The following is a 19,416-nucleotide window of genomic DNA, read 5'->3' on the forward strand; positions in this document are numbered from 1 at the left end:
GCGTCTCATTCCATTCTGACGGCAGCCGCGATGGAAAAGCGGCTGTCAGGTTGTGCTTCGACGAAGAAGGGGTCGAGGGGTGGTTCGATCGCGCCATCGCCGAGGGAGAAGCGCAAAAGCAGGCGCCCCGGGCCGAATGCCCAGGCGACATCGAACCGGGCACCCTCCCGCTCCACCGTCACTGCGGGGGCGGCGGCGGGGGTGGGGGCAGGGGCGGCGAGCAGCGGCTGGACATGGATTTCGCGCAGTGCGAGCACATCGCGCGCGAAGGCCTCGTGGCGCAGCTGCCGCTCGGTCTCGGGACGACCGATCTGTGAGCGCAGCGCGGTCTCGGGCGCGTTGGGATCGGGCACGGTGCCGGCGAAGGCACTGAAGCGCTCGAATTCCCGCGCCCGGCCGGACCGCACAGCTTCGGCCAGCTCGCCCTCGAAATCGGTGAAGAAAAGGAAAGGCGCGTCGGTCAGGAACTCGTCGCCCATGAACAGCATCGGGGTGAAGGGCGAAAGGAGCGTCAAGGCCGTCACCACTCGCAGCGCGCTCTCATCGCTCACGAGATGATGGAGCCGTTCGCCTTCCGCGCGATTGCCGACCTGGTCATGATTGCCGAGGAAATTGATGAAAGCGCTGCGCGGCAGATCGGACGAAGGTTCGCCTCTCGGCTTTTCGCTGCCGGGTCGCGGCTGGCCCTGCTCGACATAGCCGTCGCGCAGCGCCGTCTCGATGTCGGCCAGCGGATCGACGGCGAAGGGCGCGTAATAGCTCTCGCTCTCTCCGGTCAGCAGGCAATGCACGGCATGGTGCCAGTCGTCGTTCCAGGTCCCGTCGAACGGGGCATCATCGTGAAAATAGCGGGTGAGATTGCGCTCGTCCTCAGTCACCAGATGGATCGGCCGGCCCCATTCGCGTGCCCGGATCGCGCGGCCGATGTCGTCGAGGATGTGGGAGTCGGATTCGTCGTCCATCGCATGGACGGCGTCGAGGCGCAGGCCATCGAGCTGGAATTCCTCGAGCCAGTAGAGGGCGTTCTCGATGAAGAACGCGCGGACGGCGGGTTCCTCATAAGCGATGCCCTGTCCCCAGGGGGATGTGCGCGAGGAATGGAAGAAGCGCGGGCACCAGGCCGCCAGATAATTGCCGGCCGGCCCGAAATGATTGTAGACCACGTCCAGCATGACGGCGAGGCCGAGCCTGTGCGCCGCTTCCACGAAATGCTTGAGATCCTCCGGACTGCCATAAGCGTTGTGCGGCGCATAAGGCAGGACACCGTCATAGCCCCAGCCGCGCTGCCCTTCGAACTGGGCCAGCGGCATCAGCTCGATCACCGTGACGCCAAGCGACTTGAGGCGTGCCAGCCCGTGCCTTGCAGCGTCGAAAGTGCCTTCCGGCGTGAAGGTGCCGACGTGTAGCTCGTAGATGATGGCCTGATGCCAGGGCACGCCCTGCCACTCGGCGGTCCATTCGAAGGCCGTCGGATCGACGAGGCGGGACGGGCCATGGACATCGCCTGCCTGCGCGCGCGCGGCGGGATCCGGATAAAGCTGGCCGTCCACCCGGAACAGATAGGTCTGGCCCGCCCGCGCCGCGGTGGTGACACTGGCCCAGCCATCGTCCTTGCGCGTCATGGGCGTCGCCACGCCATCCACCTCGACGGCGATCTCCCCGGCATCGGGCGCCCACAAGGCGAACCGCCATTGCCCGTCCGCGGCGGGTTCGGCGCCCCAGGAGCGGGGGAGGGCATGCGTGTTCATGGCTGGGCCGGCGCGAAGACGCAGACGCTGGCCGGCTCGATCGCGACCGTGTCCCCGGGGCAGGGCTCCGGCGCGAAGGCTTCGTCCCGCGCGGTATCGACGACGCGGACCCAGCCCGTGACACCATTGGGCGTGGGCAAGGTGAAGTCGAGCCCATCGCCGGCATTGAGGACGATGAAGAGCGCGCTGATATTCTCGTTCTCGACGAAGGGCGCACGGGCGGAATGGTCGACGAACAGACCGAGGACTCGCAGCCCGGCCTGTCCCCACAGTTCCTCGTCCATCTCCCGGCCGTCCGGCTGATGCCAGGCGATCTCGATCCTGTGCTCCTCCGTGCTTTCGCCCAGCAGGAACATGTCTTGCGAGAGAACGGGGTGATCGCGGCGGAAAGCGATCATATTGGAGACGAAGTCGAGGAAGGCGTCATCGCGACGGTTCCAGTCGATCCAGGCGGTCTCGTTGTCCTGGCAATAGACATTGTTGTTGCCGCCCTGCGAATGGCCGATCTCGTCACCGGCCAGCAGCATGGGAACGCCCTGGCTGAGGAACAGCGTCGCAATCATGTTGCGGCGCCGGCGGGCGCGCGCAGCGATGATCGCCTCGTCCTCTGTTTCACCTTCGGCACCCATATTGTCCGACACATTGTTGTCGTGCCCGTCCGCCCCGTCCTCGCCATTGGCCTCGTTGTGGCGATCGTTGAACGAGACGGTGTCCATGAGCGTGAAGCCGTCATGGGCAGCGAGGAAGTTGATCGATGAGGTCGCGCCCCGGTCGGAATGATTGAACTGGACGGGGGAGCCGAGCAGATTGCCGGCCAGATCGCCCACCATCCCTTCATCGCCCCGCCAGAAACCGCGGACCGTGTCGCGGAACTTGTCGTTCCATTCCCGGAAGGGATGAGGGAAGCCGCCCACCTGATAGCCGCCTTCGCCAACGTCCCATGGCTCCGCGATCAGCTTCACGCCGGCCAGGATCGGATCCTGCCGGATGGCGCCGAAGAATGTGCCTTCCCGGTCGAAGCCGGCGGCCTGGCGCCCCAGGGTGGACGCGAGATCGAAGCGGAAGCCGTCGACATGCATCACCTGCACCCAGTAGCGCAGGGAATCGAGCACCATGCGCAGCACCATGGGATGGGCTACCGAGAGGGTGTTGCCCGTGCCCGTCTGGTCGAAGGAATAACGGGGATTCTCGGGGGAGAGGGCATAATAGGCCGCGTTGTCGAGCCCCCGGAAGCACAGCGTCGGGCCGCGCTCGGACCCCTCGGCCGTGTGGTTGTAGACCACATCCATGATGACCTCGATGCCGGCCCGGTGGAAGCGCTTGACCATGTTCTTGAACTGGCGGATTGCCGAGGGCGCGCCGTCGCGCTGCTGGAGGAAGCGGGGCTCCGGCGCGAAATAGCCAAGCGTCTGATAGCCCCAGTAATTGGACAGGCCCCGGTCGACGAGCGCGCGATCATCGAGGAAGAACTGGCAGGGCAGCAGCTCGATCGCGGTCACGCCGAGCTTGCGCAGATGGTCGAGGATGGGATCGCTGACCATGCCCGCATAAGTGCCGCGCAACTCCTCGGGCACATCCGGGTGAACCATGGTGAGCCCCCGGACATGCGCTTCATAGATGACGGATTCGGTCCAGGAACGGCGGATCGCCTTGTCATCCTCCCAGTCGAAGTCCGGGTCCTGCACGACGCTCTTGACCATGAAGGGTGCTGAATCGCGTTCATCGAAAGTGAGATCGTCGCCGCTTTGCAGGTCATAGCCCCAGAGCGCATCGTCCCAGCGGATCTGCCCGGCGACTTCCCGGGCATAAGGGTCAAGCAGCAGCTTGTTGGGATTGAACCGGTGACCTTCCTCCGGCGCATAAGCACCATGGGCGCGATAGCCATAAAGCTGCCCGGGCCGGACGCCGGGCAGATAGCCCGACAGGATCGAGCCCTCGCGATGCGGCAATTCGAGCCGCTGGAGCTCTTCCGAGCCGTCCGGGGAGAACAGGCAGAGTTCGATGGCTTCCGCATTCTCCGAGAAGACGGCGAAATGTGTGCCTTCGCCCGTGAATTCGGCCCCCAGCTCATGATGCAGCCTGTCGGGCTTCGCGAAGGCAAAAGTCATTGGTCCTCCTGAATTTGAAGTCTTCTCTCTTTTCTCAGCGGCGGCCGTTCGCGAGCAGCCGGAGGGCCGGGGCCTCGGTCCGGTTGCGATCGGTGGACGCAAGCAGGGGCCGGGGATGCAAGGCTGCGCCGTCCAGCCGTGCAAGATTGGCCAGGGCGCGCGCCGAGAGGACGTGGATGCCGCCCTCGGAAATGGTGCACCATCGGCCCGGTGCGCGCAGGGCGCGGTCCAGCTCGAACCCGTCGGGGAGAACCGCGTCCTGCGTCACGATCGCATCGTGGATCGTGACGTTCCGGCCGATCCTCGCGCCCGGCAGCACGACGACATTGTCGAGCCGCGAGCCGGCGCCAATGAGCGCGCCATGCGCGATGGACGACCCGGTCCAGCTGAACACCGAAACGCTGTCCCGCGCGTGCGTCCGGGCGGGATCGAGAACCGGCATGGCAGCGACGTCGAGCGGAACGGGCCAGCTCGGATCGAGCGGCAGGGTCCCGCTGGCCATTTCGCTATGGACGCGATGATAGGCATCGATCGTGCCGAGGTCGCGCCACAGGGGCGCGGCGTCCCTGCGACCGGGCAGCGTATAGGCATGCGCAAGCCGGCCTTCCACCATTTGGGGGAGCACATGCTTGCCGAAATCCAGCTCTTCATGGAGCGGCGCCAGCCGGTCCAGCAGGCTTTTCAGCCGCGACCAGCTGAACACGTAAATGCCCATCGAGGCCAGCGCGAAGCCGGGCCGGTCCGCAGATGACCTGGCGGTGGCGGGCTTCTCGAAGAAATCGACGATGCGGCCATCGTCATCCACCTGCATGATGCCGAATTCGCGAGCGGTTCCCACAGGCACATGCGCCGCGCCCACCGTCACGCCGGCGCCGCTCCTGCGGTGCGCGTCCATGAAGGGGCGGTAATCCATCTGGTACAGATGGTCGCCGGCGAGGATGACCACGAGATCGGGTGCCCGAGCATCGATCGCGGCCCGCACCTTGCCGACCGCGTCGGCAGTGCCGTTGAAGCCGCCAAAATCGCTTCCATCCAGCAGTTCGATCCCGAGCGGACCACCGCGATGCCGGCTCTGCCAGCTCGCTTCGATATGGCTGCGCAGGCTTTCCGGCGCATATTGCGTCAGGACCATGGCCTGCGCGATGGCCGAGTTCGAGACGTTGGCGAGCGTGAAGTCGATCAGGCGGCAGGACGGGCCGACCGGCAAGGCGGGCTTGGCCTGCGCATCCGTGAGGTCGAAAAGCCTGGATCCCCTGCCACCGGCAAGAACGATGGCCAGATCGCGCGAACGGACGGCCGGAGCAGTTGCTTGGTTCATTCTGACCCTGTGCGGACGGTGTTGACGGGGAGATGTTGACATCAGCCACAACTCGCACCCGCGATCGCCGTTCCCGCACTTGCGCTATGTTATCATCTGCCGTCCTCTCCCTGTCATCGCCGGTCCCGTCCGCCCGAAAGGAAATGGCCCGCCATCAAGGGAAGGGCGGGCCATCCAGGCGGAAAGAGAACCGCTGCGGCGGCTCAATTCCGGTCGAGACGCCGGGCGTGCGCCAGATGCTGCTCGATCACCGGTGCCAGCTCGCCCGCCGCTGCCTTCAGCGGCGTCACGGTCCCGTCCGTCGCATACTTCCTCATGAGTGCCAGCGCATCTTCATGCGCGTCGACCTGGCCGTCGATATACTCCTCGTCGAACTTCGCGCCCTTGAGGGCCTTCAGCTCATTGAGGTCTTCCTGCTGATCGCGGCTGAGCGTCGCGTCCGGCGTGATCTGCGGCTGCGAGGCGCCGGCCGCTTCCTTGATCCGGGCGGTGGACTGGGTATGCGCCTCGATCATCTTTTGGGCGAATTCCTTGACCTCGGCGGATTGGGCGTTGGTGGCCGCGAGCTTTGCTGCGGCGATCTCGAAAGCGTCGCTGCGTGCGGCGGTGTTGGCGAATTCCTGTCCCGAGGGGGTGGGCGTCAGGCTTTGGGTCACGTTGTCGATGGTGTTGGTGGCGGCGTTCTCGGCCCTGTCCACCGTGCCTTCGACATCCTGCTCGACATTGGAGTTGCACGCCGCGACGGCGAGAAGGGGCAATGCGAGAAGGGCTGTCCTCATAGCGATCATGATGATCTCTCCCAGGCTGCTTGTGGCGAATGAAACGTGGCGGGCTTTGCGAGGTTCCCCCGCCGCGCTTCGCCGTCACGCCGTCGCCTCGCCGGCGATCACCCGCGGACCCGCCCGCAGAAGGGTGGGGCGAAACCAATGTTCGCCAGCGCCGTTCCCAAGAAGCCGGCCCTTTGCCGGCGAGACAACGGAGGTTGCTCATGGGACTGATTCTTTGGTTGATCGTCGGCGGCATCATCGGCTGGCTGGCGAGCATCGTCATGCGGACGGACGCTCAGCAGGGCATTTTCCTCAACATCATCGTCGGTATCGTCGGCGCATTTCTCGGCGGACTGATCTTCTCCGGCGGATCGATCAACAACGCGCCGCTCACGCTCACCAGCTTCCTGGTTTCGCTGGTCGGTGCGATCATGCTGCTCGCGATCGTCAATCTGGTTCGGCGTGGCCGGGTTCGCTGAGCGGACGAAGAATGAGGAAGAAGGCGTGCGGGAGATCGCCACTGGCGGGAGAGGTGCTAACCCGCGTTAATATCACGCCTCTCGCGCTTTACGGCAGGACGCCCTATGCTCGCCGCCCGTACCGGGCGGAAAACAGGCCAGGGCGCCTGTCGTGAGGTGAATTGATGGGAACAAGGCAGGAGACGGTGCAGTCGCACCGGACGGCAGAAGGACTGCCGCAGGACGCTGGCGTCCTGAGCCTGCTCTACCGTTATACGGACCAGCTCTACCGGGCGAAGACGCTGGACGCGATCTATGACGCGGCCCTCTCCGCCATCTGCGACGGGCTGGAGACGGACCGCGCATCCATTTTGCGATTCGACGACGAGGGCGTCATGCGCTTCGTCGCCAGCCGGGGGCTTTCGCAAGCCTATCGGCAGGCGGTGGATGGCCATTCCCCATGGGAAGCGGGGGCGCGCAATGCCGAGATCATCAGCATCGAAGATATCGCGCAGTCCGGGGAATCGCCCGAGATCATCGCCGCGATCCGCAAGGAAGACATCCGGGCCCTGTGCTTCATCCCGCTGGCGCCCGACAACCGGGTGATCGGCAAGTTCATGGTCTATTACCGGGATGCGCGGACACTCGGCCGGGACAAGTGCGAACTGGCGCTCACCATTGCCCGCCAGCTCGGGTTCGCCTTGCAGAAGCACGAGGCGGATCACGCCGCACGCCACCTCGCCGCGCTCGTCGACGGCTCGAACGATGCCATTATCTCCAAGACGCTCGACGGCATCATCACCAGCTGGAATGCCGGCGCGACGGGCCTCTTCGGCTACACCGCGCGCGAAACGATCGGCAAGCCGATCCTCATGCTCATCCCGGAGGACCGCAGGACCGAGGAAGACGAGATCCTCGCGGCGATACGCGCGGGAAAGCGAGTCAGCTCCTATGAAACCGTGCGGCGCCGCAAGGACGGGCAGCTCCTCGATCTTTCCCTGACCATCTCGCCGGTGAAGGACAATGACGGGCGGATCGTGGGTGCGTCCAAGATCGCGCGCGACATTTCCGAGCGGCGACGCCATGCCGAGGCGCAGGCGCTGCTGCTCGCGGAGATGAACCATCGGGTCAAGAATGCCTATGCGCTGACCAGCAGTCTTCTCCTGCTGAGCGCACGCACGACGAAGGATGCCGATACCCTGGCGAAAATGGTCGCGGATCGCCTCGCCGCCCTCGCTCGCGCGCATAGCCTCACGCTTCCGTCCGCAGCATCCGGGGAAGGGGATAAACGCCCTGATTCGCTTCAGTCCGTCCTTGCCGCCACGCTCGCGCCGTTCGAGGGAAGCACCGATGCGGGCGTCCCGCGCCTCGTGATCTCAGGCGACGACGCGCCGGTCCCGGACAGGCTGGTGACGTCGCTTGCCCTGCTGTTCCATGAGCTGGCGACGAACGCCACGAAATATGGAAGCCTGTCCGTTCCGGGTGGCCGGGTGGAGCTTTCCGTCCGGGGCAGCGAACAGGAGACGGAGATCAGCTGGCTGGAACTGGGCGGCCCGGCCACATCGATGCCAGCGGAGAAGGGGTTCGGCAGCCGGCTCCTCGACCTTGCGGCGCGTGAACTCGGCGCGATCGAACGGCGCTGGGAAGTGGACGGACTGCGCGTGATCCTGCGGATGGCCCGAACAGAAGACTCGAACCCGGCTCCCGTCAACGATTCCGCGGCCATCCCGTGACACAGCGAACCGGCGTGCGCCACGCCTCGACCCGGAAATGCAGACAATCTAACATATGTAAATTCAGCGGGAGTAGAATCAGCTAATCTCGTGTTTCGGGGCGAAACAGGAATTTGTTGATGGCCAGTCTTGCCACTATCGCCGACGATCATATTCAATTCAGACCCCACCAATATCTTGCTCGCGAGGCCGACCGGCCTGAGTTCGTCTACAGGATAGAGGAGGGATGGGCATGCCGATTCCGTCTTTTGAATGACGGCCGGCGACAGATTACTGCGCTCTTCCTGCCCGGTGACTATTGTGAGCCGCAGTGGGTTCTGGGTCATCGCCCGGCCCAGCCCATCGTGGCGCTTACCAATGTGCGCGCCTCGTGCATCCCCTGCGCGTCGATTGGCAATCGTCCGTTCGATCAGCAACGTCGTCTCTGGAGCGCGCTTGCGCATGCGCTCGACCGGCAGTCCGACTGGCTGGTGACGCTGGGGCGCCGCACGGCGCTGGAGCGCATCGCGCATCTTCTGTGCGAGATATTCGAGCGCCTCAGTCGCAGCGGCCTCACTTATGGCCAGCAATGCGCCCTGCCGCTGACGCAGATGGACATGGCCGATCTCACCGGCCTGACCCCGGTTCATGTCAATCGCACGCTCCAGTCCATGCGCTCGGCAGCGCTGATCGAATTGCAGTCCCGCTGGCTGCGCATTCCGGACCTTTCGGCGTTGCGTCAGGCGGCGTGCCTGGCACCGGCCTAGCGCCGGAGGTCGATCAATCCGCTCAGCGGGGCCGCCGTTCGGGATGGAGATAGGCCGGATCGAACTCGGCGAGCGCGCGGAGCGCACCAAGGTCGCTGATGGTCACTTCCCGCTTGCGGAACTCGACGGCGCCGCTGTCCCGCAATTCCTGCAGCACCCGGTTGACGTGGACGCTGGTGAGCCCGAGGCAATCGGCAAGATCGGCCTGGGTCAGCGGCAGGGGGAAGGGCGTTTCCGGCGGGGCATGGCCGACCAGAGTCAGCCGGAAATGCAGCTCGCAGAACAGATGGGCGAGGCGCTCGATTGCCGGACGCCGCCCGAGCGAGAGAACCCATTCCCGATGGATGGCCGCGTCCAGATTGGTCGTGAACCAGAGCAGGCGCGTGAGATGGGGATGGGTTTCCGTAATCCGCAGCAGTCGCTCATGGGGGACGATGCCGATCCGGCAAGGCGTCAGGGTCGTGACGCTGTCGGACAGCTTCTTGAGCGTGAACCCATGCAGGTCCACGAAATCCCCGGGAATGTGAATTTCCGTAATCTGCCTGCGGCCTTCGCTCAGATCCTTGTGACGGCACATGAAGCCCTGGAGCAGGACGATCGCGTGACTGAGCTCCTCCCCTTCCCGGATGGTGGCATGTCCGGCGCGGACGGAGCGGATGTCGCTGATCGCCCAGCGCAGCATCGCTTCCTCGTCCGCACTCATATCATCGTGCGTCCGCAGTCGCTCGAGTAGAGGGGCGATGGCAGCAGTCACGGCACCCAGTCCAATGCTGACGCCAGAATATCTCAAGACAGGCCTTTCGCAAGGCAATGGTGCGGACGGTCAGCCGGGCCGGTCCGCGCCCGGGCCGAACAGCATGCCATGGCCCGGCTCGCCAGCCATATCAGGGGCGGCCGGGAACAGGAGGGACAAAGCGTCACGCGTCGGGTTCGCCGATCTCGTCTTCCTCGTCGGTGGCCAGAGCGTCCGCCTCGTCGTGATCGAGATGCCGCTCGATTTCCTCGGAGATCAGCTCGAGCTGATCGTAGCTCATGGCGAATTCGTGCGTGTCGCCGTCCTCGTCGTCAAACTGGAGCAGATAGCCTTCCGTGGATCGGGCAATGGTGAAGGTGTCGAGCAACTTGGCCATATCGCATCTCCCTTGGTCTCCGCCCCAAACGCCAGATGACGCGAAATGTTTCTTCCAAATGATGCGGCGCGGCCAATGACAGGGCCGCCGCGCCGGGCCGAGGCCCGTTCAGGCGATGATCGGGGCGATCCTCGCGCGGAGCAGGGCTGCCGCATCGCCCGGCGCCAGCCGCACCTGCAGGCCCCGCTGGCCGCCGTTGATGTAGACGAGGGGCTCGGCCATCGCGCTTTCCTCGATCACTGTGGGCACCATGCGCATCTGGCCGAACGGACTGATCCCGCCCACCTTGTAGCCGGCGATGCGCTCGGCGTCGGCCGGGCTCATCATCTGCGCGGACTTGGCACCCAGCGCGGCGGCAAGCTTCTTCATCGACGCTTCCCGATCGGAAGGCAGGATGAGGCAGGCCGGCTTTCCGTCCGCCATCGCCATCAATGTCTTGAGAACGCGGCAGGGATCCTCGCCCAGCGCCTGCGCGGCCTGAATACCGATCCGGTCGGCCGACGGATCATAATCATAACTGTGGATCGTGAAGGGGATACCCGCCTTCTCCAGCGCCCGTGTGGCGCGCGTGGCTTTCGACATGGCGGCGCTCCGGATACTCGACGGCCCGCCGCATAGCCCGGCGAACGCGCCAAGTGAAGGCCGCGCGCCCCGGTATTGCGCGCTATAAGCAACAAATCAGCAACCATTGCCCTTATCCTTTCAGTATCGACTGGACGGGCACAATCACCGCCGGACGGGACGCAAGAGGCGGTTGATGTTGAAGCGAATAGACGTGGCGGAAGTTCAGCTTGGCATGTTCATCCACAAGCTGGAAGGAAGTTGGCTCAAGCACCCGTTCTGGCGGACGAAATTTCTCCTCGATGATCCGCAGGTCCTGGCCGATCTTCGCGCCAGCGAGGTTGAAGGTGTGCTCATCGACATCGAAAAGGGCGCGGACGTAGGAGACGCCTCCTCGCCGGCCGGGCGCCGACGCCCGCTGGTCCCTGCATCCTCGTCGGCGGATCATGTGGCGGAGCGGGTGAGGCTGGAGCGGATGCAGGCGAGCCAGCAGGCCTTTCGCGCGGCATCGAACGTCATTCCCTTCGACCTGCGCTCGGCCACGGCGCTCAGCGTGGCGCGCGAGGTCGGCCATGCCCGCGCCGTGGTGGCGAAGGCCAGCCGCATCCTGTCCGGCGTGTTCGAGCAGGCGCGGCTCGGCAAGGCCCTGTCGAAAGCGCAGGTGGAACCGGTGATCGAGGACCTGTTCGCCTCGATCCAGCGCAACCCGCATGCCTTCAATGGCCTCATGCGCATCCGCCGGGAGAACAGTACGCTCTATTCCCACGGCCTTGCCGTCAGTGCGCTGATGATCGCGCTGGGCCGGCAGATGGGGCTCGACGAGCAGCGCGTGAAGGATGCCGGCATGGCGGGCCTGCTCATGGACGTGGGCATGGGGCACCTGCCCATCGATGTCTCGACGATCCTGGACGATCTGAGCAGCGCCCAGCGCAACATCGTGGAGACTCACACCACGCTCGGCTACGAGTTCCTCGAGCTTGGCGGGGAATTGCCCGAGGAAGTGACGCGGGTCTGCCTCGAACATCACGAGCGCTATGACGGCAGCGGGTATCCGCATGGGCTGGTTGGCGAGGAAATCGGCCTGTTCGGCCGCATGGCGGCCATCTGCGACGTCTATGATTCCCTGACATCGGACCGCCCGCATCGCCCGCGCGTCGATCCCAATGCCGCGCTCGGACTGATGCGCGGCATGGAAGGCCAGTTCGATGAAGCGCTGCTGGATCAGTTCATCGAGAGTGTCGGCGTGTATCCGATCGGCTCGGTGGTGCGCCTGACCAACGGGCGGCTGGCGCTCGTGGTGGATCAGAATGCCCAGGACTATACCAGCCCGCGCGTCTGGAGCTTCTATGACGTGGGGTCGCGCCGGGTCATCAAGCCCGAGGATCTCGACCTGCGATTCTGCCGGGGGCGGGTGGAAATCGTCTGCAGCGACGATGCCTCGGACTATGCCATCGAGAATTTGCCGGCTATCCGCGAAATGGTCTTCAACAGCGCCTGCAAGGCCCTGGCCTGACGAACAAATCTGCGGGTAGCGAGAGCCCGCACCGATCTCCCGGACCTTCGGCGCAGACCCCTTCTGCTCAGGCGGATTCACGCTCGCCATGGCCGGCGAGGTCCGGAGCATCTTGCAATCATATCATGATATGATATCGCCATATCATGCGATTCCTGGCCGACATTCCCGATGACGATCTCAAGTGGCTGGATCAGCGCGCCGGCGAGCAGGGCCGGTCCCGCGCCGCCATGCTCCGGGAAGCGGTGAGCGCCTACCGGGCCGAACAGTCGCAGCAGGGGATCGAGCGCTTCTTTGGCCTCTGGTCGCGCCATGGCTCGGCGGTCGATGGGCTCGACCATGAGCGCCGGATCCGGGGTGGCAGCGACGGCGCGCCCGGCGGGAAACGCGCGTGAGCGAGTTCTATTTCGATACCAACATCCTGATCGATGCGCTGCATGACCGGCCGCAGGCATGGGCCGAGCTGCGCCGGGCGCGGCGGCCGTGGATCAGCCGGATCAGCTGGATCGAAGTGATGGCCGGTGCCCCGGAAAGCGCGCAGGCGGACACCGAGCGCTTCCTCGACATGTTCGCGGTGGCGGAAGTGGATGAGGAAGTGGGGCGGCGCGCAGCCTCGCTGCGCCAGCAGCGCGGATCGATGAACCTTTCCGCGGCGATCATCCTGGCGTCCGCCCAGCTCAGCGGACGTATCCTCGTGACGCGCAACAGCAAGGATTTCCCCGCCAATATGCCGGGCATCCGGATACCCTACACAATCTGAGACGACGGAAGGCTTGAGCGATGTGCGGAATCATCGGGATCGTAGGAGCGCAGGATGTCGCCGAGCGGCTGCTCGACGGGCTGCGGCGCCTGGAATATCGCGGCTATGATTCGGCCGGCATCGCGACGGTGGTCGACGGCGCGATCGAGCGGCGGCGCGCGGAAGGCAAGCTCGCCAATCTCGCGCGGGCACTGGCGGACGATCCGCTGTCCGGCACCACCGGCATCGCGCATACGCGCTGGGCTACCCATGGCGCGCCGACGACCAGCAATGCCCATCCCCATGCCACCGGCGAAGTGGCAGTGGTCCACAATGGCATCATCGAGAATTTCAAGAGCCTGCGGGACGAGCTGATCGCGCGGGGGCGCGTCTTCCACAGCGAGACGGACACGGAAGTCGTCGCGCATCTGCTGAGCGAGCATGTGGAAGCCGGGGCCAGTCCGCAGGAAGCCGTGAAACGCGTGCTGCCGCGCCTGCGCGGCGCCTTCGCGCTCGCCATCCTGTTCCGCGCGCATCCCGAGCTGCTGATCGGCGCGCGCCTGGGCTCGCCGCTGGTCGTGGGCCATGGCGATGGCGAGACCTATCTGGGATCGGACGCGCTGGCACTGGCGCCGCTGACGCAGAGGATCGCCTATCTGGACGAAGGCGACTGGGTGGTCGTCACGCGCGACGGCGCGCAGGTGTTCGATCGCGATGACAACCCCGTCGAGCGCCCCGTCACGCTCTCGGGCGTGTCCGGCGCGATGATCGACAAGGGCAATCACCGCCACTTCATGCAGAAGGAGATCTACGAGCAGCCGGTCGTCGTCGCGCAGACGCTGCGCAGCTATCTGCGCCGCATCGATGATCAGGTCTCGCTGCCGGTGCCGGATTTCGATCTCTCCGCGATCCGGCGCGTTACTATCGTAGCCTGCGGCACGAGCTTCTATGCGGGCATGGTCGCGAAATACTGGTTCGAGCAGTTCGCGCGCGTGCCGGTCGACCTCGATGTCGCGAGCGAGTTCCGCTACCGCGCGCCGGTGATGGAGGATGGCGGCCTTGCCCTCTTCATCAGTCAGTCCGGCGAGACGGCCGATACGCTGGCGGCGCTGCGCCACGCCCGGGCCGAAGGGCAGAAGATCGCCGTGGTGGTCAATGTGCCGACCAGCTCGATGGCGCGCGAGGCGGACCTGCTGCTGCCCACGCATGCGGGGCCGGAAATCGGCGTCGCCTCCACCAAGGCCTTCACTTGCCAGCTGGCCGTGCTCGCCGCGCTGGCGGCGAATTTCGCGCGCGCGAAGGGGCGGCTGACCCCGGAGGACGAGAAGGCGATCGTGGGCCATCTGGCGGAAGCGCCGGCCGCGATGAATCAGGCGCTCGCGCAGGACGAGGCGATCCAGGCACTGGCGCCGCTCATCGCGCCCGCGCGCGACGTGCTCTATCTCGGCCGGGGCACGGATTATCCGCTGGCGCTGGAAGGCGCGCTCAAGCTCAAGGAAATCAGCTACATCCATGCCGAGGGCTATGCCGCGGGCGAGATGAAGCATGGGCCCATCGCCCTCATCGACGAAGCCGTGCCGGTGATCGTCATCGCGCCCTCCGGCCCCCTGTTCGAGAAGACCGTTTCCAACATGCAGGAAGTGCAGGCCCGGGGCGGCAAGGTGGTGCTGATCTCGGACGAGGAAGGCATCGAGGCAGCGGGCGAGGGGTGCCTCGCGACGCTAGCCCTGCCGAAGGTCCATCCGCTGATCGCGCCGATGGTCTATGCCGTGCCGGTCCAGTTGCTGGCTTATCATGTGGCGGTGCTCAAAGGCACCGATGTCGACCAGCCCCGCAACCTGGCGAAGAGCGTGACCGTGGAATGAGGCGGGGCGGACGTGAGTAGATGTAGTGAAACAAAAGAGATTTTCAGATTACAATTAAGTCTTTCAGATTTTGAATCTGTGACAATTGAAATTTGCGGATTTATTCCGGAATATATCATTGATATATTTGAAAATTAAGCAAGATAGGGCTCAAGGGCGCTTGCTTATCAAAGTGTGAATCTTGGGGTTTCGTGCAAAAATCGGGTGAGAAATGGCTACTGGCTGATCGCTGTATTGGGCGTCGATGTGCGGATGGACGGCAGCGGGCAATCAACCGTCGAGTTGGTTCGTCCGCTCACGCGAACAAAGCGGCCCTTCATTGGATCAGAACAGCCCGCTGGTACCTGCCGGTCGTTCATCAGGCCAAACCGGCTCCCCGGCGACCTCGGGAAGCCGGGACTGTTGTCAAATTTCGGTCCGTTCGGACAGCGTCAGTGCATCGTCGATATCTACACCGAGGTATCTGACGGTATTTTCGATGTTGGTATGGCCGAGCAGGATTTGCACGGCGCGAAGATTACCCGTTGCCTTGTAGATCAGTGCCGCCTTGGTCCGTCGCATCGAGTGTGTGCCATATTCTCGGTTGTCGAGGCCGATCGTCGATACCCATTCGTCGACAAGGCGAGCATATTGTCGTGTGCTCAAGTGACCAAGGTAATCGATCCTGCTGGGGAACACGAAGTCTCGGATTGTGCCGCCGCGCCGGTCGAGCCAAGTCTTGAGGCTCTTGCGTGCCTCAGTCATGATTTCGAACTGCACGGGTCGATTGGTCTTTTGCTGGATAACGGTCGCGCGATCCCGAAATGACCCCGCGCTGATCAGGTCGCCGATCTTGATTTTGACCAGATCGCAGCCTCGCAATTTGCTGTCGATGGCGAGATCGAACAGAGCCCGGTCACGCAGACGTTTGTGTTCGTCGAGATAGAAACGGATCGCCCAGATATCGCGAGGCTTCAGCGGGCGTTTCGGTCCAATATTTTTCCCTGCGTTCCAAGGCCGCCGATCATGTATGGCGGGGTCGAGGTCTGAATGTCCCATGATAGTTCTCCGATGGCCGCAATGGCCAGAGCGAGTGTAGCCCCATGTCAAACCACCATCAGACAAGTGTCGCGCGACACTTGACAATCTTGCGGCGCTGCGCTACATCCGAACGATGGAAATCGAGAGCATCAGGCACAAAGGCCTGCGCCGCTTCTTTGAGACGGGCAACGCTAAAGGCTTGGTTGGAGACGCGGGACGGCTGCGCAAGATGCTCGCCTTCATCGACGCTGCGGAAAGCTTCGAAGAACTGTCAGTGCCTCCGAACTTCGGAATGCATGAGCTGACAGGCGATCGGAAGGGGAGCTGGTCGATGACGGTTACGAGAAACTGGCGGATGACCTTCGGTTTGAATGATGAAGGCGCGCTAATCGATATGGATCTGGAGGATTATCATGGCGCTTAAGATGCACCCTTCGCTCGCGCTCCACGTGGGAGACTGGTTGAAGACAGAAATCGTGGAGCCTGCACAGGTCAGCGTGACAGCTTTGGCTGAGCATTTTGGCGTATCAAGGCAGGCGTTGAGCACCTTGCTGAATGGCAATGCGAACCTGTCTGCTGATATGGCTATTCGGTTTGAGAAGGCTTTCGGCATCAAGGCCGACACTCTGTTGCGGATGCAGACAGCCTATGAGCTGGCCCAGGCCCGCGAGCACGAGCAGGACATAAAGGTCGAGAAGCTCGCAAAAGCTGCCTGACATCGCCGAAATATCTGCCATTCAAAGTGACAAGGGCGCCCGTGAAAGCTGTCGTTGGTTCACGGCCCGGATTCGACACCTTCTCCAACGCACGCTTTGCCGCCCCCAAGACAAACTTCGCTTGACGACTCGATATTCTACTACTTAAGTAGAGTTACCCCGCACGGACCAGCTGGTCGGGGCTTTCGTGCGCTTTCAAGGGGCCTGATCCGCGGCTTTTGATTGGGATGCAGCTTGCTCCGCGTGACCAACCGCTAAAGCGCACGATGCTCAGGCGACCGCGCCAGGCGTCGTGTTCCCCTCTCGCAAACGAAGAGGTGATACGATGCGCAAGACCTTCCAGACCTGTTGACCTGACCCGAACTCCAGCACGGCTCGAGCAGGAGCCGCACGCCCGCTGATCACGAGGCCCTGGCCTCTTCCGGTCAGGACGACGTGCGCCCTGTGACGGTCAGCACCGCCCCTGCCTCGGCAGGCGGCGGCCAACCCTTCGCCATGCGAGCTCAACATGATCAGGCTGACCAGATCCGATCTGGCGGGCCTGGCGCGCTACCCGCTGTCTCTTCAGCAATCGGCGATCGCTCTGTGGGGCGATCTGCCGGGGGAAAGTCGCGCCCTGTCTGCCGACACACCCGCGCCTGCCGATACCGCCGGGCAAAACGGACCATCACGTTCAGGGACATATAAAAAATGAGTTTCGATCAGTTTCATACGCGCAGTTTTCATGGTCGCGGTGCGGGCGACGGCGTGCAGGCGGGCGTCATCAGGCGCCATGGGCTCCTGCGCTCGGCCGCCCTGGCCCTTTTACTTCTCGCACCGGGCGGGGCCTATGCTGCTGACGATGCTGCCACTGCTGATGCCGACGCATCGGCGGAGGAGAGCGGTGCCGTGATCGTCGTCACGGCGTCCCGCCGCCGCGACGAGGCGGTGCAGGACGTCCCCATCGCGCTCAGTGTGGTGAGTTCGCTCACGCTGGAACGGCGGGGCGATTACACCCTCGGCCAGATCCAGCAGTCCGTTCTTCCCGCCGGTGCCGGTGACGATCGCTTTCCTCGGCGTGACGCTCTTCGTCCTCTATCTGGGCTGGACGATGATGCAGATCCCCTTCCTTGCCTGGTCGGGGGAACTCTCCAAACGCTATCACGAGCGCACCCGCGTTGCGACCTATGTGCAGGTGATCTCCGCCGCCGCTCTGCTGGCGACACTCATCATGCCCACCATCGCCGATCAGCTCTGGCCGAGCAACGCACCGCTCAAGCTCGCTTTCATGGGCGGCCTGGTGCTCGCCACGCTGGTGCCGACGCTGATCCTGACCGTGCGCTCGTTCCCGGATCCGCAGATGATCGACCTGCCGCGCACGCGCCTCTCGCCGTTCGCCGCGATCCGGGTCATCGGCGCCGAGCCGCTGCTGCGGCGGGTGCTGGCCTCGGACTTCGCCGTGACGCTGGCCCAGAATATCCGCGCCGCGCTCTTCGTCTTCTTCGTGGCGCACTATATGGGCCGGCCGCACTGGGGGAGCGGGCTCTTCCTGCTGCAATTCGTGTTCGGCATCTTCGCCGGGCCGATCTGGATGCGGATCGGCTATCGCTTCGGCAAGCACCGCACCGCCATTGCCGGCGAGCTTGCGCAGGTCGCGATCAATCTGGGTCTGCTGGCCGTCACGCCATCGGCCTTCCCGCTGCTCATCGGCCTCACGGTGGCGCAGGGGCTGGCCCAGGGCTCAGGCAATCTGATGCTGCGCTCGATCGTCGCGGACATTGCCGACAAGCATCGGCTCGAAACCGGCGACGACCGCACCGGCCTCTTCTTCTCGGTCTTCAGCCTCTCGGGCAAGGCCGCGACAGCCGTCGCCGTCGGCATCGCCCTGCCGCTGGTCGCCTGGCTCGGCTTCGACCCCAAGGCCGCCCGGAACAGCGACGCCGCGCTGACCGGCCTGCTGCTGGTCTTCGCACTGGGCCCGGCCATTGCCCACGCTTTCTCTGCCCTGCTCATCCGCGGCTTCGCGCTGGATGAGGCCGCGCATGCCGAAATTCGCCGCCAGCTCGACGGTAGGGCCGTGGCCCTCTCGCCCGCTGAATAACTCTGGAGGACAATCATGACATTGCTGGAAAAGACCCGACCCATCGACACCGACCTGTTCGAGATCACGCCGCTCCAGCCGAGCCTGGGCGCACAGATCAGCGGGATCGACCTTTCGCAACCACTCGACAAGGCCCGCCACGCCGCCCTTCACGCCGCCCTGCTGCACTACAAGGTGCTGTTCTTCCGCGACCAGCCCCTGACTCGCGAGCAGCACATCGCTCTCGGCGCCGCCTTTGGCGACCTGGAAACCCATCCGGTCTTCTCCCTGCCGGATCATCCGCAGATCCTGCCGCTCGTCTCCCGCGAGTTCGCCGGCAAATATCGCCAGACAACGGACAGCAACTGGCACGCCGACACGACATTTCGTGCCGAGCCCTCCGCTGCATCCATCCTGCTCCAGCGGGTCTCGCCGGGCCTTGGCGGCGACACGGTCTTCGCCAACGCGGTCGCTGCCTATGACTCACTGGACGACGAGACCAAGGCGCGGATCGACGGGCTGACAGCCATCCACGACACGCGCATCTTCCTGCAATTCATCGATTCCGAGGAGAAACGCCGGGCGTTGCAGGCGCAATATCCGCCTGTCGAGCATCCAGTCGTACGCGTTCACCCCGAGACGGGGGAGAAGCTGCTCTACGTCAATTCGGTCTTCACGCGGGAGATCGTCGGCCTGCGACCGGACGAGAGCAAGGCACTGCTCGCCCGCCTGTTCGATCAGGTCAAACGGCCGGAATTCCAGGTGCGCTGGAGCTGGCAACCGGGGTCCATCGCCTTCTGGGACAACCGGGCGACCCAGCATTACGCCGTGCCCGACTATCGCGGCGACCGCCACATGCAGCGCGTCACCATCGTCGGCGACCGGCCGGTCGGCCCGGCATCCATCAACTGATCCCCCACGCAGAAAGGAGCATC

At 64.4% G+C, this 19,416-nt stretch carries 19 protein-coding genes; 11 read left to right on the forward strand and 8 right to left on the reverse strand.

What is annotated here, in order from left to right:
• Window positions 1-5: 5 nt before the first annotated feature.
• The 4 genes from treZ to SLG_RS05105 all read right to left on the reverse strand — a co-directional run bounded on the left by treZ (window position 6) and on the right by SLG_RS05105 (window position 5,962).
• Complete coding sequence (gene treZ, locus SLG_RS05090; RefSeq protein WP_014075366.1) at window positions 6-1,748, reverse strand: malto-oligosyltrehalose trehalohydrolase; 1,743 nt, start codon at window positions 1,746-1,748, stop codon at window positions 6-8.
• On the reverse strand, window positions 1,745-3,856 hold the full coding sequence (gene glgX / locus SLG_RS05095) for a glycogen debranching protein GlgX (protein ID WP_014075367.1): 2,112 nt from the start codon (window positions 3,854-3,856) through the stop codon (window positions 1,745-1,747). Before glgX ends, treZ begins: the two co-directional genes overlap by 4 nt.
• Before the next feature lie 34 nt (window positions 3,857-3,890).
• Window positions 3,891-5,174: a glucose-1-phosphate adenylyltransferase family protein gene (locus tag SLG_RS05100; protein ID WP_014075368.1), complete on the reverse strand. Its 1,284-nt coding sequence runs from the start codon at window positions 5,172-5,174 to the stop codon at window positions 3,891-3,893.
• 203 nt (window positions 5,175-5,377) lie between these two features.
• Complete coding sequence (locus SLG_RS05105; RefSeq protein WP_014075369.1) at window positions 5,378-5,962, reverse strand: DUF4142 domain-containing protein; 585 nt, start codon at window positions 5,960-5,962, stop codon at window positions 5,378-5,380.
• A 200-nt stretch (window positions 5,963-6,162) separates the two neighbouring features.
• Between SLG_RS05105 and SLG_RS05110 the strand changes: the two genes are divergently transcribed.
• The 3 genes from SLG_RS05110 to SLG_RS05120 all read left to right on the forward strand — a co-directional run bounded on the left by SLG_RS05110 (window position 6,163) and on the right by SLG_RS05120 (window position 8,878).
• Complete coding sequence (locus SLG_RS05110; protein ID WP_014075370.1) at window positions 6,163-6,420, forward strand: GlsB/YeaQ/YmgE family stress response membrane protein; 258 nt, start codon at window positions 6,163-6,165, stop codon at window positions 6,418-6,420.
• A gap of 164 nt (window positions 6,421-6,584) precedes the next feature.
• On the forward strand, window positions 6,585-8,132 hold the full coding sequence (locus SLG_RS05115; RefSeq protein WP_014075371.1) for a PAS domain S-box protein: 1,548 nt from the start codon (window positions 6,585-6,587) through the stop codon (window positions 8,130-8,132).
• Between the two features lie 119 nt (window positions 8,133-8,251).
• Window positions 8,252-8,878, forward strand: a complete 627-nt coding sequence (locus SLG_RS05120; RefSeq protein ID WP_014075372.1) for a Crp/Fnr family transcriptional regulator — start codon at window positions 8,252-8,254, stop codon at window positions 8,876-8,878.
• 22 nt (window positions 8,879-8,900) lie between these two features.
• On the opposite strand, the gene SLG_RS05125 is transcribed toward SLG_RS05120, so the two are convergent.
• The 3 genes from SLG_RS05125 to ybaK all read right to left on the reverse strand — a co-directional run bounded on the left by SLG_RS05125 (window position 8,901) and on the right by ybaK (window position 10,590).
• Window positions 8,901-9,632, reverse strand: a complete 732-nt coding sequence (locus tag SLG_RS05125) for a Crp/Fnr family transcriptional regulator (protein WP_014075373.1) — start codon at window positions 9,630-9,632, stop codon at window positions 8,901-8,903.
• A gap of 163 nt (window positions 9,633-9,795) precedes the next feature.
• The gene (locus SLG_RS05130; RefSeq protein ID WP_014075374.1) at window positions 9,796-10,008 is read right to left on the reverse strand and encodes a hypothetical protein; all 213 of its coding nucleotides are present in this window, start codon (window positions 10,006-10,008) and stop codon (window positions 9,796-9,798) included.
• A 108-nt stretch (window positions 10,009-10,116) separates the two neighbouring features.
• A complete protein-coding gene (gene ybaK / locus SLG_RS05135; RefSeq protein WP_014075375.1) occupies window positions 10,117-10,590 on the reverse strand; it encodes a Cys-tRNA(Pro) deacylase in 474 nt (157 codons plus the stop codon).
• A gap of 175 nt (window positions 10,591-10,765) precedes the next feature.
• On the opposite strand from ybaK, the gene SLG_RS05140 reads away from it, so the two are divergent.
• The 4 genes from SLG_RS05140 to glmS all read left to right on the forward strand — a co-directional run bounded on the left by SLG_RS05140 (window position 10,766) and on the right by glmS (window position 14,686).
• Window positions 10,766-12,082, forward strand: coding sequence for an HD-GYP domain-containing protein (locus SLG_RS05140; protein WP_070098714.1), 1,317 nt, complete (start codon window positions 10,766-10,768; stop codon window positions 12,080-12,082).
• 146 nt (window positions 12,083-12,228) lie between these two features.
• Complete coding sequence (locus SLG_RS05145) at window positions 12,229-12,477, forward strand: ribbon-helix-helix protein, CopG family (RefSeq protein WP_014075377.1); 249 nt, start codon at window positions 12,229-12,231, stop codon at window positions 12,475-12,477.
• Complete coding sequence (locus SLG_RS05150) at window positions 12,474-12,842, forward strand: type II toxin-antitoxin system VapC family toxin (RefSeq protein ID WP_014075378.1); 369 nt, start codon at window positions 12,474-12,476, stop codon at window positions 12,840-12,842. Before SLG_RS05145 ends, SLG_RS05150 begins: the two co-directional genes overlap by 4 nt.
• 20 nt (window positions 12,843-12,862) lie before the next feature.
• Entirely contained in the window at window positions 12,863-14,686 is a 1,824-nt protein-coding gene (gene glmS / locus SLG_RS05155) for a glutamine--fructose-6-phosphate transaminase (isomerizing) (protein ID WP_014075379.1), read from the forward strand.
• Between the two features lie 405 nt (window positions 14,687-15,091).
• On the opposite strand, the gene SLG_RS05160 is transcribed toward glmS, so the two are convergent.
• A complete protein-coding gene (locus tag SLG_RS05160; RefSeq protein ID WP_014075380.1) occupies window positions 15,092-15,724 on the reverse strand; it encodes a tyrosine-type recombinase/integrase in 633 nt (210 codons plus the stop codon).
• Between the two features lie 115 nt (window positions 15,725-15,839).
• On the opposite strand from SLG_RS05160, the gene SLG_RS05165 reads away from it, so the two are divergent.
• The 4 genes from SLG_RS05165 to SLG_RS05180 all read left to right on the forward strand — a co-directional run bounded on the left by SLG_RS05165 (window position 15,840) and on the right by SLG_RS05180 (window position 19,393).
• Window positions 15,840-16,130 carry a type II toxin-antitoxin system RelE/ParE family toxin gene (locus SLG_RS05165; RefSeq protein WP_041391743.1) on the forward strand — a complete coding sequence of 97 codons (291 nt, stop codon included), beginning with the start codon at window positions 15,840-15,842 and terminating at the stop codon, window positions 16,128-16,130.
• Window positions 16,120-16,422, forward strand: a complete 303-nt coding sequence (locus SLG_RS05170) for a HigA family addiction module antitoxin (RefSeq protein ID WP_041391744.1) — start codon at window positions 16,120-16,122, stop codon at window positions 16,420-16,422. Before SLG_RS05165 ends, SLG_RS05170 begins: the two co-directional genes overlap by 11 nt.
• A gap of 988 nt (window positions 16,423-17,410) precedes the next feature.
• Window positions 17,411-18,502: an MFS transporter gene (locus tag SLG_RS05175; protein ID WP_083853316.1), complete on the forward strand. Its 1,092-nt coding sequence runs from the start codon at window positions 17,411-17,413 to the stop codon at window positions 18,500-18,502.
• Between the two features lie 15 nt (window positions 18,503-18,517).
• A complete protein-coding gene (locus tag SLG_RS05180; RefSeq protein ID WP_014075385.1) occupies window positions 18,518-19,393 on the forward strand; it encodes a TauD/TfdA dioxygenase family protein in 876 nt (291 codons plus the stop codon).
• The last annotated feature ends 23 nt before the right edge of the window (window positions 19,394-19,416 follow it).

The organism is Sphingobium sp. SYK-6, from assembly GCF_000283515.1.
Taxonomy (GTDB): domain Bacteria; phylum Pseudomonadota; class Alphaproteobacteria; order Sphingomonadales; family Sphingomonadaceae; genus Sphingobium; species Sphingobium lignivorans.